This is a genomic window from Rhizobium sp. P1_E6 (assembly GCF_056405875.1).
Map to the genome: position 1 here is coordinate 1 of NZ_JBFUBG010000013.1, position 13,656 is coordinate 13,656.

Annotated in this window: 14 protein-coding genes; 7 read left to right on the top strand and 7 right to left on the bottom strand. The window is 61.5% G+C overall.

Annotated elements, in window-relative coordinates:
• Both AC1D35_RS09525 and AC1D35_RS09530 read right to left on the bottom strand, forming a co-directional pair.
• A partial coding sequence (locus AC1D35_RS09525; protein WP_477938547.1) for an inorganic phosphate transporter occupies positions 1-664 on the bottom strand: 664 nt, incomplete at its 3' end.
• Between the two features lie 62 nt (positions 665-726).
• Complete coding sequence (locus AC1D35_RS09530) at positions 727-1,239, bottom strand: NUDIX hydrolase (RefSeq protein WP_113311517.1); 513 nt, start codon at positions 1,237-1,239, stop codon at positions 727-729.
• 264 nt (positions 1,240-1,503) lie between these two features.
• Here AC1D35_RS09530 and AC1D35_RS09535 point away from each other — a divergent pair, with 264 nt between their 5' ends.
• The gene (locus AC1D35_RS09535) at positions 1,504-2,382 is read left to right on the top strand and encodes a LysR substrate-binding domain-containing protein (protein ID WP_113311516.1); all 879 of its coding nucleotides are present in this window, start codon (positions 1,504-1,506) and stop codon (positions 2,380-2,382) included.
• Positions 2,383-2,474: 92 nt separating this feature from the next.
• The gene (locus AC1D35_RS09540) at positions 2,475-3,632 is read left to right on the top strand and encodes an adenosylhomocysteinase (protein ID WP_113311515.1); all 1,158 of its coding nucleotides are present in this window, start codon (positions 2,475-2,477) and stop codon (positions 3,630-3,632) included.
• Here the strand turns inward: AC1D35_RS09540 and AC1D35_RS09545 are convergent.
• Positions 3,629-4,615 carry a zinc-dependent alcohol dehydrogenase family protein gene (locus AC1D35_RS09545; protein ID WP_113311514.1) on the bottom strand — a complete coding sequence of 329 codons (987 nt, stop codon included), beginning with the start codon at positions 4,613-4,615 and terminating at the stop codon, positions 3,629-3,631. The genes AC1D35_RS09540 and AC1D35_RS09545 overlap by 4 nt on opposite strands.
• Positions 4,616-4,717: 102 nt before the next feature.
• Between AC1D35_RS09545 and AC1D35_RS09550 the strand changes: the two genes are divergently transcribed.
• Positions 4,718-5,569 carry a LysR family transcriptional regulator gene (locus tag AC1D35_RS09550; protein WP_113311513.1) on the top strand — a complete coding sequence of 284 codons (852 nt, stop codon included), beginning with the start codon at positions 4,718-4,720 and terminating at the stop codon, positions 5,567-5,569.
• Positions 5,570-5,587: 18 nt separating this feature from the next.
• Here AC1D35_RS09550 and AC1D35_RS09555 read toward each other — a convergent pair whose 3' ends face one another.
• Positions 5,588-6,484: a LysR family transcriptional regulator gene (locus tag AC1D35_RS09555; protein ID WP_113311512.1), complete on the bottom strand. Its 897-nt coding sequence runs from the start codon at positions 6,482-6,484 to the stop codon at positions 5,588-5,590.
• 136 nt (positions 6,485-6,620) lie between these two features.
• Here AC1D35_RS09555 and AC1D35_RS09560 point away from each other — a divergent pair, with 136 nt between their 5' ends.
• From AC1D35_RS09560 to AC1D35_RS09575, 4 genes are read left to right on the top strand one after another with little or no spacing between them, the layout of a single operon-like run.
• Positions 6,621-8,060, top strand: coding sequence for an FAD-linked oxidase C-terminal domain-containing protein (locus AC1D35_RS09560; RefSeq protein WP_477938548.1), 1,440 nt, complete (start codon positions 6,621-6,623; stop codon positions 8,058-8,060).
• Positions 8,057-9,262: an FAD-binding protein gene (locus AC1D35_RS09565; protein WP_113311510.1), complete on the top strand. Its 1,206-nt coding sequence runs from the start codon at positions 8,057-8,059 to the stop codon at positions 9,260-9,262. Before AC1D35_RS09560 ends, AC1D35_RS09565 begins: the two co-directional genes overlap by 4 nt.
• A gap of 1 nt (position 9,263) precedes the next feature.
• Positions 9,264-10,574 (top strand): glycolate oxidase subunit GlcF, encoded by a 1,311-nt coding sequence (gene glcF / locus AC1D35_RS09570; protein WP_477938549.1) that lies wholly within the window; start codon positions 9,264-9,266, stop codon positions 10,572-10,574.
• Positions 10,575-10,613: 39 nt separating this feature from the next.
• The gene (locus AC1D35_RS09575; RefSeq protein WP_113311509.1) at positions 10,614-11,054 is read left to right on the top strand and encodes a hypothetical protein; all 441 of its coding nucleotides are present in this window, start codon (positions 10,614-10,616) and stop codon (positions 11,052-11,054) included.
• Positions 11,055-11,176: 122 nt separating this feature from the next.
• On the opposite strand, the gene AC1D35_RS09580 is transcribed toward AC1D35_RS09575, so the two are convergent.
• The 3 genes from AC1D35_RS09580 to AC1D35_RS09590 all read right to left on the bottom strand — a co-directional run bounded on the left by AC1D35_RS09580 (position 11,177) and on the right by AC1D35_RS09590 (position 13,539).
• Complete coding sequence (locus AC1D35_RS09580) at positions 11,177-11,857, bottom strand: outer membrane beta-barrel protein (protein WP_477938550.1); 681 nt, start codon at positions 11,855-11,857, stop codon at positions 11,177-11,179.
• A gap of 120 nt (positions 11,858-11,977) precedes the next feature.
• Positions 11,978-12,649: a L,D-transpeptidase gene (locus AC1D35_RS09585; RefSeq protein ID WP_477938551.1), complete on the bottom strand. Its 672-nt coding sequence runs from the start codon at positions 12,647-12,649 to the stop codon at positions 11,978-11,980.
• A gap of 137 nt (positions 12,650-12,786) precedes the next feature.
• Complete coding sequence (locus tag AC1D35_RS09590; RefSeq protein ID WP_113295114.1) at positions 12,787-13,539, bottom strand: L,D-transpeptidase; 753 nt, start codon at positions 13,537-13,539, stop codon at positions 12,787-12,789.
• Positions 13,540-13,656: the final 117 nt, after the last annotated feature.

The window sequence follows — 13,656 nt, forward strand, 5'->3', positions numbered from 1 at the left end:
CGATGAGGGTCTTCACCAGATAGAGCAGCCCGGCGGCAATCAGCCCGCCGATCAACGGCGAAGTTATCCAGCTTGCGGTGATTTCCAGCATCACTCGCCAGTTGACGGGTTCCGGTCCTGCAGCACCGAGGCCTGCCCCGATCACGGCGCCGACGATTGCGTGCGTCGTCGAAACCGGTGCATTCATCCAGGTGGCGAGGTTGATCCAGAGCGCGGCAGCCGTGAGCGCCGCCATCATGATCCAGCCGAGTGTCGCGGGGGGGACCTGCGCCGTATCGACGATGCTGGAGGAAATCGTCCTGACGACCTCGCCGCCCGCGATCGTCGCACCTAGCACCTCGAAGATTGCGGCGACGATCAGCGCCTGCTTCATGGTGATGGCACGCGCACCAACGGCCGCGCCGACATTGTTCGTCACGTCGTTGGCGCCGATGTTCATGGCCATGTAGGCGGCAAGTGCTGCGGCAGCAATTACCAGCACAGCGCCCGGCCTGTCGAACACGTAGACGCCGGCAAAAAGCATGGCGAGGCCGAGAAAGATCAGGCCAAGTCCGGGTGTCACCAACCGTCGCGAGACGTGCTTGGCCGCATCCTCGACATGGGTAAATTTGTCGAGGTCCTTATCGAGCGTGCGTTTCGTGAGGACGGCGTTGCGTTGCGGCATTCTGTTTCCTGGCTAAGACCTGCTTTTGCGCCGCCTTTTATAGCAGCACAAGATGGCAGGACTTATTCCGCCAGAATTTGTTTCGGAATGCCGCTGGAAAGCTTTTCGGCCATGCGCCGTTTAAAGGCGAGGAACAGGTTGCGCAATTCGGGTTCCTGGACGCGCTTGACCGCTTCGTCACAGGGAACCCACTCGATGGTTCGCTCGCCCTTTTCCTTGAAATTCTTCGTCGCACCGGTCACTTCGAGGACGTATACCTGAACCTTGCAGGTCACCTTCATGCCGTCGCGCAAAACCTTCTGGTAGGTATAGTGGCCGAGCGTTTCGGTCTCCACCGTGCCGCGCACGCCAGCCTCTTCCAGGGCTTCCTGCGCCGCAACTTCATAGGCGCATTTGCGGTTCATCGGCCAGCCCTTGGGGATGACCCAGCGGCCGGTGTCACGGCTGGTCATCAGCAAAACTTCGAGATCGCCCGACTTCTTTTTCACCCGATAGCAGAGCGCAGCATATTGCTGACGCGGCGGACGCCGGAACATGAGTTGCACATCAGAAGCCAGGCGGGCAAGAAGGGTCAATTGTCGGGTCACCTTTAGGGTCGTTATCTGAGTCGGCTTAATATTAGTATCATATGAAAAGCTTGCGCGATCCATACGTGCAAAACGACGGACACGATTTAATCCATTGTACATAGGAAAATCGAAGCGGGGCAGGTTCGGAAATTCCGCCATTTCCTGTCCCGAACGCGTCGTCTTGCACAGCTGTACAATATGGTCCGGCCTTGCATTCTCTTCAATGCCAAGATCTGGTGATCCACCGCGATTTTTTGGAATGTGGTAACTATGCGACTCCCACCCCTCAACGCTATCCGCGCCTTCGAAGCCGTCTGCCGCCATGGCAGCATTCTGAAGGCGGCCGAGGAGCTCGGTGTGGTGCGCGGCGCGGTGCGTCAGCAGATTGACACACTCGAAGACCATCTCGGCAGAAAGCTCTTCGTGCGTGATGGCCGCAGGCTGGTCCCGACCGAGAAGGCGAGCGCCTTTGCCGAGGCGGCAGGTGCTGCCCTTACCATTTTGAGACGCGCCGCCGCCGAATTCGAGGAGACAGGCAGGAAGCGCATCCGCCTCGGAGTGCCCTCGGCTTTCGCTGTCTGGTGGCTGATGCCGCGGGCGGCTGACATGCAGGCAAGCCTTGGCGATATCGAGATCGATATCGTACCCATGCCCGTGGTTGAGCCGCTTTCCCATCATCCGGATTTCGATGCCGTCATCATGGGCGGCGAGCAGCGCTCCTCTGCTGGGATGTCGGAGACGCGTTTCATGGAGGATGAGTTTGGCCCAGTCGCCACACCGGAACTCGCCGCCAGGCTTGCCGGCAACCCCCAAGCCATGGCGGCGGATATGACCGTGCTCGTCAGCCGCAGTGCGCCGAAGCTCTGGGCGGAGTGGTTTGCCGAAAGTACCACGCCGCCGGTTGTCTTTTCTCGCCGGCGCGAGTTTGAGGATCTGCTTCTGGCGCTGGGGGCAGCCCGCTCCGGCCTCGGTATCGCGCTGGCACCGAAAGCCTCGATCGAAGACGATCTTGCCCGCGGCATTCTGGTTGCCCCTTACGGCTTCATTCGCCGCCCGGCAGGCTATAGCCTCTGCTGCCGGACGCCGGATGCGAAACGTCCGGCCTTCGTGGCACTCCGCAACTGGCTGCTGCGCTCCGGCAGCGCGTGACGAAAGGGCAGTTTTTCTGCCCTTTCGTCAGAAATATCTCCATGTCGGCCCTGTCTTTTGCTCGCTAGATCAGGGCAACGAAAGGGCATGAGATGGAAAAGCTTGCGATACGCATCGACTGGATCGGCAATAGCTGCCGCCTGCTGAAGGAAACGGCGGCGGAATTTGAAAACACGCGGCCGTTTGAAGGCTTGTCCATCGGCACCGGCATCCATCTGGAGCCGAAGACGGTCGCTCTGTTGCTGACCTTGCGGGCCGGTGGCGCGCGCCTGATCTGCACCGGTAATCTGAACAGCACCCAGCCGGCGACCGTGGAATTCCTGCGCGCGCAGGGCATCACCGTCTTCGCGACCCAGACGACCGATCCCGTCGCCCACCACCGGAGCCTTGAAGCCGTCGTTGCAGAAAAGCCAGATCTCTTGCTGGACAATGGTGGTGATCTCTTCGCCATCGCAGCCGAAAGGCCCTACGCCAATTTGCTCGGCGGTGCGGAAGAAACGACCTCCGGCCGGACCCGCCTGCTGCCGATGCGCGACAAGCTGGCAATGCCGATCCTCGTCATCAACGACAGCCCGATCAAGCAATTCGCCGAAAACAAGCATGCCGTCGGCCAGAGCCTGTTCGAAAGCTACATGCGCTTCACCAACCGCTCTACCAATGGCAAGCGTGTGACCGTCTTCGGTTACGGCGCCTGCGGCAAGGGCACGGCCGCCGCCTTCCGCAACGCCTTCTCGACGGTAAGCGTCGTCGATATCGATCCTGTTACCAGCCTGGAGGCGCATCTGGACGGCTTCATCACGCCGCTCCGCGAACAGGCGATCCGCTCGGCGGACGTGATCGCAACTGTCACGGGTTTCCCTGATATCGTCACCGCAGCCGATCTGCCGCTCATCAAGGATGGCGCGATCCTGATGAACGGCGGCCATTTCCCGTGTGAGATCGATGTCGCAGCCTTTCGCAGCCATCCCGATGTCGTTGGCATCGACCGATATGAGGCCGATCATATCGAGACTTTCCACCTGAAGGATGGCCGCTCCTTCCACGTGCTCGGCGGCGGCCATATGGCCAATCTCGCCGGTCCACGACCCCTGGGCAACTCGGTGGAATCCATGGACCTCGGCTTCACGCTGCAGGCCCGCTGCCTGGAGCGTGTCGCAAAACACGGTGTCGGCGCCGAATCCTGCATCGTGCCGGTGCCCGCCGACATCGATGCGATGGTGGCGAGCGCCTATCTCGATCTGGCTCGTTAGATCTCGACGACTACCTTGCCTTCGGCCTGCCGGCTTTCGAGCAGCCGGTAGGCATCGCCTGCCTCGGCAAGCGAAAACCGCCGCTGGTCGAGGTTCGGCATCAGCGCTCCAGCTTCGACGCGTGACGCTATCTGCTTGAGGACCTCGCCATGATGGGCGCGGTCGTCGCCGGTCAGGAGCGGCGCCAGCGTGAAGACGCCTGAATAGCTTGCTCCCTTGAAGGAGAGCGGCGCCAGAGCATGTGTGCCCCAGCCGAGGCTGCTGACGACGTGGCCAAACTTGGCGACCGCCTGGAAGGCGGCGTCAAGACCCTTTCCGCCGATCGTGTCGTAGACGATGTCGAAACCTATGCCGCCGGTATATCGGGTAACATAGTCTTCGGTCGTCTCCTTCGCATAGTCGATCGGCGTCGCTCCGATGCTGCGGATGTAATCGGCCTTCGAACCGCCATCGACGGCATAAACCTCGGCACCGGCAGCAACCGCCATCTGCACAGCGATGTGGCCGACGCCACCGCCACCGCCGATGACCAGCACCTTCTGCCCGGACCTTACCTGTGTGCGGTCTTCCAGCCCCTCCCAGGCAGTGATCACGATCAGCGGCAGGGCTGCCGCCTGGCGCATGGAGAGATTGCGCGGCTTCAGCGCGACGAGATCGGCATCGACAGCTGCAAATTCGGCAAGCGATCCCTGCAGGCCACCGACACCGCCGGTCATGCCATAGACTTCGTCGCCGGGGCGAAAGCCTGTCACACCGGGGCCGACCGCTTCGACGATACCGGCCATGTCGATGCCAAGGATGGCGGGCAGGGGGTGGCGGGCATGTGCGGCCTCGCCGGCGCGGATCTTAAGGTCCAGCGGATTGAGCGCCGCGGCCTTGATGCGGACGAGGATCTGGCCAGGTCCGGCAACCGGCCTGGCGATATCGACGACCTGGAATTCGGCATTCTGCGTTTTTACAAGCGCTGCTTTCATCGTGCTCATGGAGTTCTCCTTGGTTTGTGGGCCGAAGAATGCGGCATTGAATTTCGAATGGAAACCAAAGATAAAGACTATCGATCATGCATTTTCGTTTGGGTGTAAGCCGTGGAATGGAGCGACCTGAAACTCTTCCTGGCAATCGCGCGGCTTGGAACCCTTGGTGCGGCAGCGCGCAGCCTCGGACTGACGCAGCCAACCATGGGTCGCCGCCTCCGGGTGCTGGAAACATCGCTCGGCCAGACGCTTTTTCAGCGAACTGCCGATGGTTTTGTCCTGACGGATGAAGGCACGACCGTCTTTGCCCGCGCCGAACGCATGGAAGAAGAAGCGCTCGGGCTGGAGCGTGAACTCGCCGGCCAGAACGGACAACTCGATGGGTTGCTACGGCTTTCCTCCTCGGATTGGTTCGGCGCTCACGTGCTCTCGCCCATCCTGGCGGAGTTCTCGGCTGCCAATCCCAAGGTCGTCATTGAACTTTTGACCGACAGCCGCTTGATGAGCCTCTCACGTCGCGAGGCTGATATCGTCTTCCGTATTGCGCCTTTCACCGAGACCGAGGTCATATCCAGAAAGCTCCTGCATATCGATTACGGTCTCTATATCCTCCGTGGCCTGACTCATCCTGAAACCGGCAATGGAACCGGCGCACGCCTCATCACCATGGATGAGGCCTTCGGCGGAATGCCCGATGTCGGCTGGCTGAGGCGTCTGCTGCCGAAGGCCGATATCGTCATGCGCAGCAATAACAGAGATGTACAGGCGACCCTTTGCGCCAACGGTGCCGGCCTTGCCGTGCTGCCGCGTCCGCTCGGCGATTCCATCGCGGCCATCGAACATGTCGATCTCGGCGAAGCACCACCCGGCCGCGATACATGGGTCGGCTATCATCGCGACATGAAACGGCTGGCCCGGCTGCGGGCGCTGCTTGATCTCGTCATCGAACGGCTGGCACATTAGCCAGTTGAACTCGTTCGCTCAGTGCTCCCAGTAGGGATCCGGGCCGTAGAGCTCGGCCAGATAGTCGATGAACAGACGTACCTTGGCCGGCAGGAACTGGCGGCTGGGGTAGACCGCCGAGAGAGTCACATTGTGCGAACCTTCATAGGATGGCAGCACCTGAATCAGCCTGCCGTCCTTCAACTCCTCACCGATATCCCAGGTGGAGCGGAGAGCAATGCCGAGGCCGGCAATGACCGTCTCGCGGATCACCTCGCTCGAATTGGTGATCAGCGTGCCCTCGGGCCGCAGGCTGAATGCTCCGTCTGGTCCGTCCAGCCGCCAGACGTCATTGTTGTGGGCCGGCAGACAGCGATGCTGTTTCAGTTCTTCGATATGTTCCGGCATGCCGTGGGCGGCGACATAATCCGGCGAGGCGCAGAGCACCCGGCGCACCGGAGCCAGGCGGCGCGCGACAAGGCTGGAATCGGTCAGTTCCGCAATGCGGATGGCCAGATCGAAGCCGCCGCCGACGATGTCGCTGAACTCGTCGGTCAGCACCAGATTGATGGTGAGTTCCGGATGCGCCTCCATGAAGGATTTCAGATGTGGCGCGATATGCATACGGCCGAAGGAGGTGGGGGCGGAGATTTTCAGCGTGCCATGCATCTGCGCCGAGCGGCCGGAAATGTAGAATTCCGCTTCCTCCAGCCCTGCCAGAATGCCGAGAACACGGTCGTAGAAACCTTGGCCCGCCTCTGTCAGCGAGATCTGCCGCGTCGTGCGCTGCAAAAGCCGCGTGCCGAGCCGGTCTTCCAGCCGCTTGATGCGCTTGGAAACGACGGCAGGGGAAAAGCCGAGCGCGCGGCCCGCGAGCGACATGCTGCCGGTCGAAACGACCTTGGCAAAGATTTCGAGATCACCCAGATTGGTCATAAGCTTTTGTAACTTTTTCCCTTTTGGCATAAGTGCTTAACATTTGCGCCGGTTTCGGGAAAGTGCTAAGCCCAAAGAACCGGTGACCGGGAGGAATTGCCATCGGTTTCCGTCATGTTGGCCGAGGGAGAACGCCATGTCCGACGCCATTTCGTTTCTCGCTCCACGCCCCGATGTTCTGGCGCGCCGCCGGGAAATCGTCGCCGATCTCATCGATCTCCTGCCGCCGGAATGTCTGATCCATGAAGCGCGCGAGCTCGTGCCCTTCGAGACGGATGCCTTCGTTTCCTACCGCCGCCTGCCGCTCGCAGTCGCCCTGCCGCGATCGACGGCGGAAGCGGCAGCTGTCATGAAATACTGTCATCGCTACGGCATTCCGGTCGTCCCTCGTGGGGCCGGCACCTCGCTTTCGGGCGGCGCGATCCCGCAGGAAGACGCCGTCGTGCTCGGCCTGTCGAAGATGAACCGTATTCTCGACATCGACTTCGCCAATCGCTGCGCGGTCGTTCAGGCCGGCGTGACCAATCTCAACATTTCGGAAGCCGTCTCCGCGGACGGTTTCTTCTATGCGCCCGACCCGAGTTCCCAGCTTGCCTGCACGATCGGCGGCAATATCGGCATGAATTCCGGTGGCGCTCACTGCCTGAAATATGGCGTGACGACCAACAACCTGCTCGGCGTCAAGATGGTGCTGACCGATGGAACGGTGATCGATCTCGGCGGCAAGGCGTTGGATGCGGCGGGCTACGATCTGCTCGGCCTTGTCTGCGGCCATGAGGGCCAGCTCGGCATCGTCACCGAAGCGACGGTGCGCCTGATTGCCAAGCCCGAGGGCGCCCGCCCGGTTCTTTTCGGTTTCGAAAGCTCGGAAGAGGCCGGCAGCTGTGTGGCCGATGTCATCGCCGCCGGCATCATTCCCGTCGCTAYCGAATTCATGGACAAGCCGGCGATCGAGATCTGCGAGGCCTTTGCCCACGCCGGTTATCCGCTCGATGTCGGTGCGCTGCTTATCGTCGAGGTCGAGGGATCGGAGGCGGAAATGGACGACATGCTGAAAAGCATTGTCGAGATTGCCCGTACCCATGGTGTCAAGACGGTACGTGAATGCCAGTCGGCAACCGAGGCGGCGCTGATCTGGAAGGGTCGCAAATCGGCCTTCGGCGCGACCGGTCGCATCGCCGATTATATCTGCATGGACGGCACTGTCCCGCTGAGCCAGCTTTCCCATGTGCTGAAGCGGACATCGGAGATCGTCGCACATTACGGCCTGCGGGTCGCCAACGTCTTCCATGCCGGTGATGGCAACATGCATCCGCTGATCCTCTTCAATGCCAATGATCCCGAGGAGGCGGCAAAGGCCGAAGCGGCCGGCAACGATATCCTCAAGCTCTGCGTCGATGCCGGCGGCTGCCTGACCGGCGAACATGGCGTTGGGATCGAAAAACGCGACCTGATGCGCCATCAATATTCGCAGGCCGATCTCGCCCAGCAGATGGCGGCGCGCGCCGCCTTCGATCCGCAATGGTTGCTGAACCCTTCCAAGGTTTTCCCGCTCGAGGGGCGTCCTGCCGCATGATCGATCTGGTGCCTGCAAGCGAAGAGGAAGCCGCGGCGGTCATCCGCGCGCATGCGCAAGAGGGCCGAGCGCTCGCCATCAGCGGCGGCGAAACGCGGTCCGGGTTCGGGAATGCGGTCGAGGCGGAAGATCGTCTGCGCTCGACCGGCCTATCCGGGATTGTCGCCTATAATCCCGGCGAGATGGTCATGAGCGCAAGAGCGGGCACGCCGCTTGCCGACGTTGAGGCGGCCCTTGCCGAAAACGGCCAGATGCTCGCCTTCGAGCCCATGGATCATCGCGCCCTCATGGGCACATCGGGTGAACCGACGATCGGCGGTGTCTTTGCCGCCAATGTCTCCGGTCCGCGACGCTTCGTGGCGGGTGCCGCACGTGACAGCCTGCTTGGCATCCGCTTCGTCAATGGCAAGGGCGAGATCATCAAGGCCGGTGGCCGGGTGATGAAGAATGTCACGGGTCTGGATCTGGTGAAGCTGCTGGCTGGCTCGCATGGCACGTTGGGTTTCCTGACCGAGGTTACCTTCCGCGTGCCGCCGCGTGCGAAGACCGAGGAGACCGTCGTCATCTCCGGTCTGAACGATGCCGAGGCCGCAAATGCGATGGCAGCGGCGATGGCCCTGCCGATGGACGTCACCGGCGCGGCACATCTGCCATTGACCGTGACGTGGAAGTTTCTCGGTGGCAAACTGCCCGAGGGAGAGGCGACGGCGCTGCGCATCGAAGGCCTGCCGGGGTCGGTAGACTCACGCGCGGTAAAGCTTCTGTCGGCGATGGCGTCGTTTGGCCCGGCTGCAAGGCTGGATCAGGCCGCCAGCCGGCAGCTCTGGCAGGAGATCCGCGACGTCGCACCTTACGCTGACGGAACGGCACGGCCCGTCTGGCGGGTTTCGGTCGCGCCCGGCACTGGCCATCAGCTTGTCGCGGCCCTCAGGCTGGAAGCCGGCGTCGATGCTTTCTATGATTGGCAGGGTGGTCTCGTCTGGATGCGCATGGAGGCAGATCCGGAAGCCGGTCTGATCCGCCGCTTCATCAGGGCGCTCGGTGGCGGCCATGCGACGCTGATCCGCGCCTCGGCTGAGGCAAGGGCGGCGATATCAGCCTTCCAACCGGAGGAAGAGGCAGTGGCACTGCTTTCGCGCCGCGTGAAGGAAAAGTTCGATCCGGCGGGGATATTGAATCTGGGGAAGATGGCGGGACACTGAAATGCAGACCAACTTTACTCTTGCCCAGCTTGCCGATCCGCATGTAGCCGAATCCGAACAGATCCTGCGCAAGTGCGTGCATTGCGGATTCTGCACCGCCACCTGTCCGACCTACGTCACTCTCGGCAACGAGCTTGATAGCCCCCGCGGGCGCATTTATCTCATCAAGGACATGCTGGAAAACGACCGCGCGGCGGATACGCAAGTCGTCACCCATATCGACCGCTGTCTGTCCTGCCTTGCCTGCACGACCACCTGTCCTTCGGGCGTCGATTACATGCATCTGGTCGACCATGCCCGAGCCCATATCGAAAAGACCTACAAGCGGCCGTTCATGAACCGGCTGACGCGCGCCATCCTTGCGGCCGTGTTGCCCTATCCCGGCCGCTTTCGGGCAGCCCTGACGCTTGCCCGGATCGGCCGCCCCTTTGCCGGCTTGRTGCGCGGGCCGGCGCTGAAGCCGTTCGCCGCCATGCTGGCGCTTGCGCCATCAAGCATTCCCGCACCATCGCCCTTCGCTCGGCCCGGGCGGCATGAGCCGCAGGCCGAGCGGCGCGGACGCGTGGCGATCCTCACCGGCTGCGCACAGCCCGTTCTCGATCCCGCCATCAACGAGGCGACCATCCGGCTGCTGACCCGCCTTGGTATAGAGGTCATCGTCCCCGAGGGAGAGGCCTGCTGCGGCGCGCTGGTCCACCATATGGGGCGCGAGGAACAGGCTCTGGCTTCGGCCCGCGCCAATGTCGATGTCTGGACCCGCGAGATCGAGGCTGGCGGCCTCGACGCGATCATCATCACCGCGTCCGGGTGCGGCACGACGGTCAAGGACTACGGCCACATGCTACGCCTTGACCCCGCCTATGCGGGCAAGGCGGCACGCGTCTCGGCCCTTGCCAAGGACATCACCGAATATCTTGCCGGCCTCGAACTGCCTGCGCATATGCCGAGGGGCATTACCGTCGCCTATCATTCCGCCTGCTCCATGCAGCACGGCCAGAAGATCACCATGGCGCCGAAGCATCTGCTCAAGGCGGCAGGTTTTACCGTTCGCGATCCGGCCGAAGGCCATCTCTGCTGCGGCTCGGCCGGCACCTACAACATCATGCAGCCGGATATTTCCGCAGTCCTGAAGGCCCGCAAGGTCAAGAACATCGAGGCGACCAAGGCCGATATCATCGCGACCGGCAATATCGGCTGCATCACCCAAATAAGGTCGGGCACGCCAACGCCGATCCTGCATACGGTCGAGCTCCTGGACTGGGCTTACGGGGGCTCTGTGCCTGAAAAATTAAGAGGTTTGCCGCTAGTTTGAGATCACCGATTCATCGGTCGATCTCAGGGAGTTATGGCTATGTGGCGCGGATTTATGGTGCTTGGCATATTGCTTGGCGCGGCTGGTGCGGCGCACGCCGACAGCCGTTATTTCTGTTCTGCCGATGACAAGGACGTGCGCTTTACGCTCGAAAGCGCTTTTGAAGATGGAGGCGGCCACAAGCTGATCCATTTCCGCGGCGCGCTGATGCTCAAGGATGCTGCCAAATCCCCAAACTTCAACAAGCGGATATTCGAATCGAAAGATCTCACGAACCGCTGGTCGCGCGATGGCGATCTGCGCCTGGAAGTCTTCGATACGGAAGGTGGTGATGCCGCAAGCGAGACGCTGGATCTGGCGGTTCTCGCCGGTGGGCACGACAAGCCTTCGCCGAATTTCGGCGGCACCTACGCGCTACGGATCGAAAGCGGTGCCAACTTCTTCGTTGTGGAAGGCAAAGTGAGTTGCGGCACGAAATAGTCCCGCAACTCCAATTCTAGAGAATTTCCGTCTTTCTTCGAATTCCGGAAAAGCTCTATCTCTTTGTTTTCACGCAATTCTGACGCAAAACCGCTGCACACTCTTGCTGGAATTGCACCAGATCACCAGTGGTATGAAATACCGACATTGACCGCGTTTGTGACGATGTTCGTCTTCAGGCGGTCGCCGCTGTCGATCGGCACGTCGACGCGTGAATAGGTGCCCTTGTATTCCACGAAGGTCGACCAGTTGTCGGTGACGCGGAAGTCGACGCCGGCCTGCGCCTGGAAGGTTACGCCGCCGAATTCGTAGTCGAAGGTCGTGCCCTGGGGACGGGTGACTTCGACGTGCGGAATGTTCACGCCGACACCGGCGCCGAGATAGGGTGTCCAGCGACGGGCTGGATCCTTGAAGCGGTAGAGGCCGTTGAGCGTCAGGAGGTTAAGGCCGTCGGTGAATTCGAAATGCGTCCAGCCCGGTGAACGGGCCATGGTTTCGTCGTCGGCATAGACCTTGTCATGGGTGTAATCGAGCGACACGCCCCAGTTCGGCAGGTTGAAGTCGCCCAGCCACCAGGTGACGCGGCCGCCGTAATAGGGCGGGCTGCCGAAGGACTTGCCGTCCCAGCCGGCCCTGAAGGACGTGCCGTCGGAAACGTCGACATCGCTGTGCGGCGCCGTCTGGTAACCGCCGTAGATAGAGAATTCCAGATCTTCAGCCGAAGCCGTGCCAGCCGCCGACGCAAGCGCGGAAAACGCAATGCCCACCAGAAGCGCGGTGGAACGATGCAATGCATATGCCATCGAATATCCCCGAAGTACCAAAAGGCTATCAGTTCAATTCTCTGGCAGATTCATGTGTCACATTCTTAAAGGATAAAAAGGCGCATCGAGTGCGCCTTCATTTTTTGCCGAAAGTGTTGCTCAACCGCCAAACATGGTCCGCAGGATATCGATGCCCTTGTCCTGAAAGGCGACATTGCCCTGCTTGTTGCCGGGGCCAACGACGATGACCTTGGTGCCAACGGAAACGCGGCTGTAAAGATGCGAGACATCGTCATTCATCATACGGATGCAGCCGGAGGACATGTTGAGGCCGATCGTCCAGGGCTGGTTTGTGCCGTGAATGCGGAAGATCGTGTCGCGGCCGCCCTTGTAGAGATACATGGCGCGCGCACCGAGCGGATTGTCCGGGCCGCCGGGCTGGACGGCAGGAAGATTGTGGCCCTCGCGGGCCTCACGGGCGCGCATCTCTGCCGGCGGCGTCCAGTTCGGCCATTCGGCCATGCGTCCGACCGACACGACACCCGACCAGCCGAAGCCATCGCGGCCGACGCCGATACCATAGCGCGTGGCGCGGTTGTTGCCTTCTACGAGGTAGAGAAACTTGTTGTTGGTGTCGACGATGATGGTGCCGGGMTTTTCGCTGGTGGAAAGACGGACCACGCGCTTGCGGAACTGCTGCTTGATCTCGCGTGTCTGCTTGACGCCGCGCACGGCATCCGTTGCCGTCATGACCGGTTCAGCGCTGACGGTCACAACCGTACAGGACAACGCAACGGCCGCCGCCGCTGCGAGCCTTAGAAACTGCTTCATTTTCGATACCCTCTCCTTCAGAACCGCGTAGAGGCTAGTCAAATCGGTTTGAATTTCAAGTCGGAGAGATGGGGGACACGCTTTTTTGTAGGTCAGCGGGCGGCTGTTCTTGCCGTCCGCTGCCCATTATTTGCTCTTTACATCACGATGACGCGGGTGCCGACGTTGACGCGATCGTAAAGGTCAACCACGTCCTCGTTGCGCATGCGGATACAGCCGGAGGAGACGGCGCTGCCGATCGTCCAGGGCGCGTTCGTGCCGTGAATGCGGTAGAGGGTGGAACCGAGGTACATGGCGCGGGCGCCAAGCGGATTTTCAGGACCGCCATCCATACGGGCGGGAAGATAGTGCCCCTTGGCGGCCTCACGGCTCACCATTTCCGATGGCGGGGTCCAGCCCGGCCACTCCGCCTTGCGGGTGATCGTGTGGGCGCCCGCCCATTCGAAACCGGGTTTGCCGACGCCAACGCCATAACGGCGAGCCTTGCCTCCATTCATGACCAGGTAGAGGAAGCGGTTGTTGGTGTCGATCACGAGCGCGCCGGGCTTTTCCTTCGTATCGTAGTCGACGATCTGTGGCAGGAATTGCGGATCGACTTGCCCACGGATGACGGGCACGCCGGGACGAATGGCGGATACCGTCTGCGGTGCCGGCTGCGGCGTGCGCTGGATGATCGTGCGGCGCTGCTGGAAGAGGCCGCGCTGCTGCACGACGACCGGCCGCTGGTAGACGACGGGGCGAACCGACCCACCGCCGAGCTGGTTGATCCAGGGGGCGGTGAGATCGGGGCTCAGCACTACGGGTGGGCGGGAGGCGTAGCGGTCGTCTGCAAAGGCGGCCGTGGACAGAATGCCGAGCAAGGCTGCGGCAAGGACAAGGGGTTTCATCATCGGGCGGACTCTCTACAAATGACCGAAAATGCGCTGGCGGAATTGCCCGCCTGCGGTCATGCTGCCACTGCGTCCGCCAGCGAATGGTAAATGCGGATTCATTAAAAGACGAACGAC

Coding starts and splice junctions, on each gene's coding strand:
- AC1D35_RS09590 (WP_113295114.1), bottom strand. CDS start 13,539: ATGATGAAACCCCTTGTCCTTGCCGCAGCCTTGCTCGGCATTCTGTCC.
- AC1D35_RS09535 (WP_113311516.1), top strand. CDS start 1,504: ATGCGACTCCCACCCCTCAACGCTATCCGCGCCTTCGAAGCCGTCTGC.
- AC1D35_RS09540 (WP_113311515.1), top strand. CDS start 2,475: ATGGAAAAGCTTGCGATACGCATCGACTGGATCGGCAATAGCTGCCGC.
- AC1D35_RS09545 (WP_113311514.1), bottom strand. CDS start 4,615: ATGAGCACGATGAAAGCAGCGCTTGTAAAAACGCAGAATGCCGAATTC.
- AC1D35_RS09580 (WP_477938550.1), bottom strand. CDS start 11,857: ATGGCATATGCATTGCATCGTTCCACCGCGCTTCTGGTGGGCATTGCG.
- AC1D35_RS09555 (WP_113311512.1), bottom strand. CDS start 6,484: ATGACCAATCTGGGTGATCTCGAAATCTTTGCCAAGGTCGTTTCGACC.
- AC1D35_RS09575 (WP_113311509.1), top strand. CDS start 10,614: ATGTGGCGCGGATTTATGGTGCTTGGCATATTGCTTGGCGCGGCTGGT.
- AC1D35_RS09565 (WP_113311510.1), top strand. CDS start 8,057: ATGATCGATCTGGTGCCTGCAAGCGAAGAGGAAGCCGCGGCGGTCATC.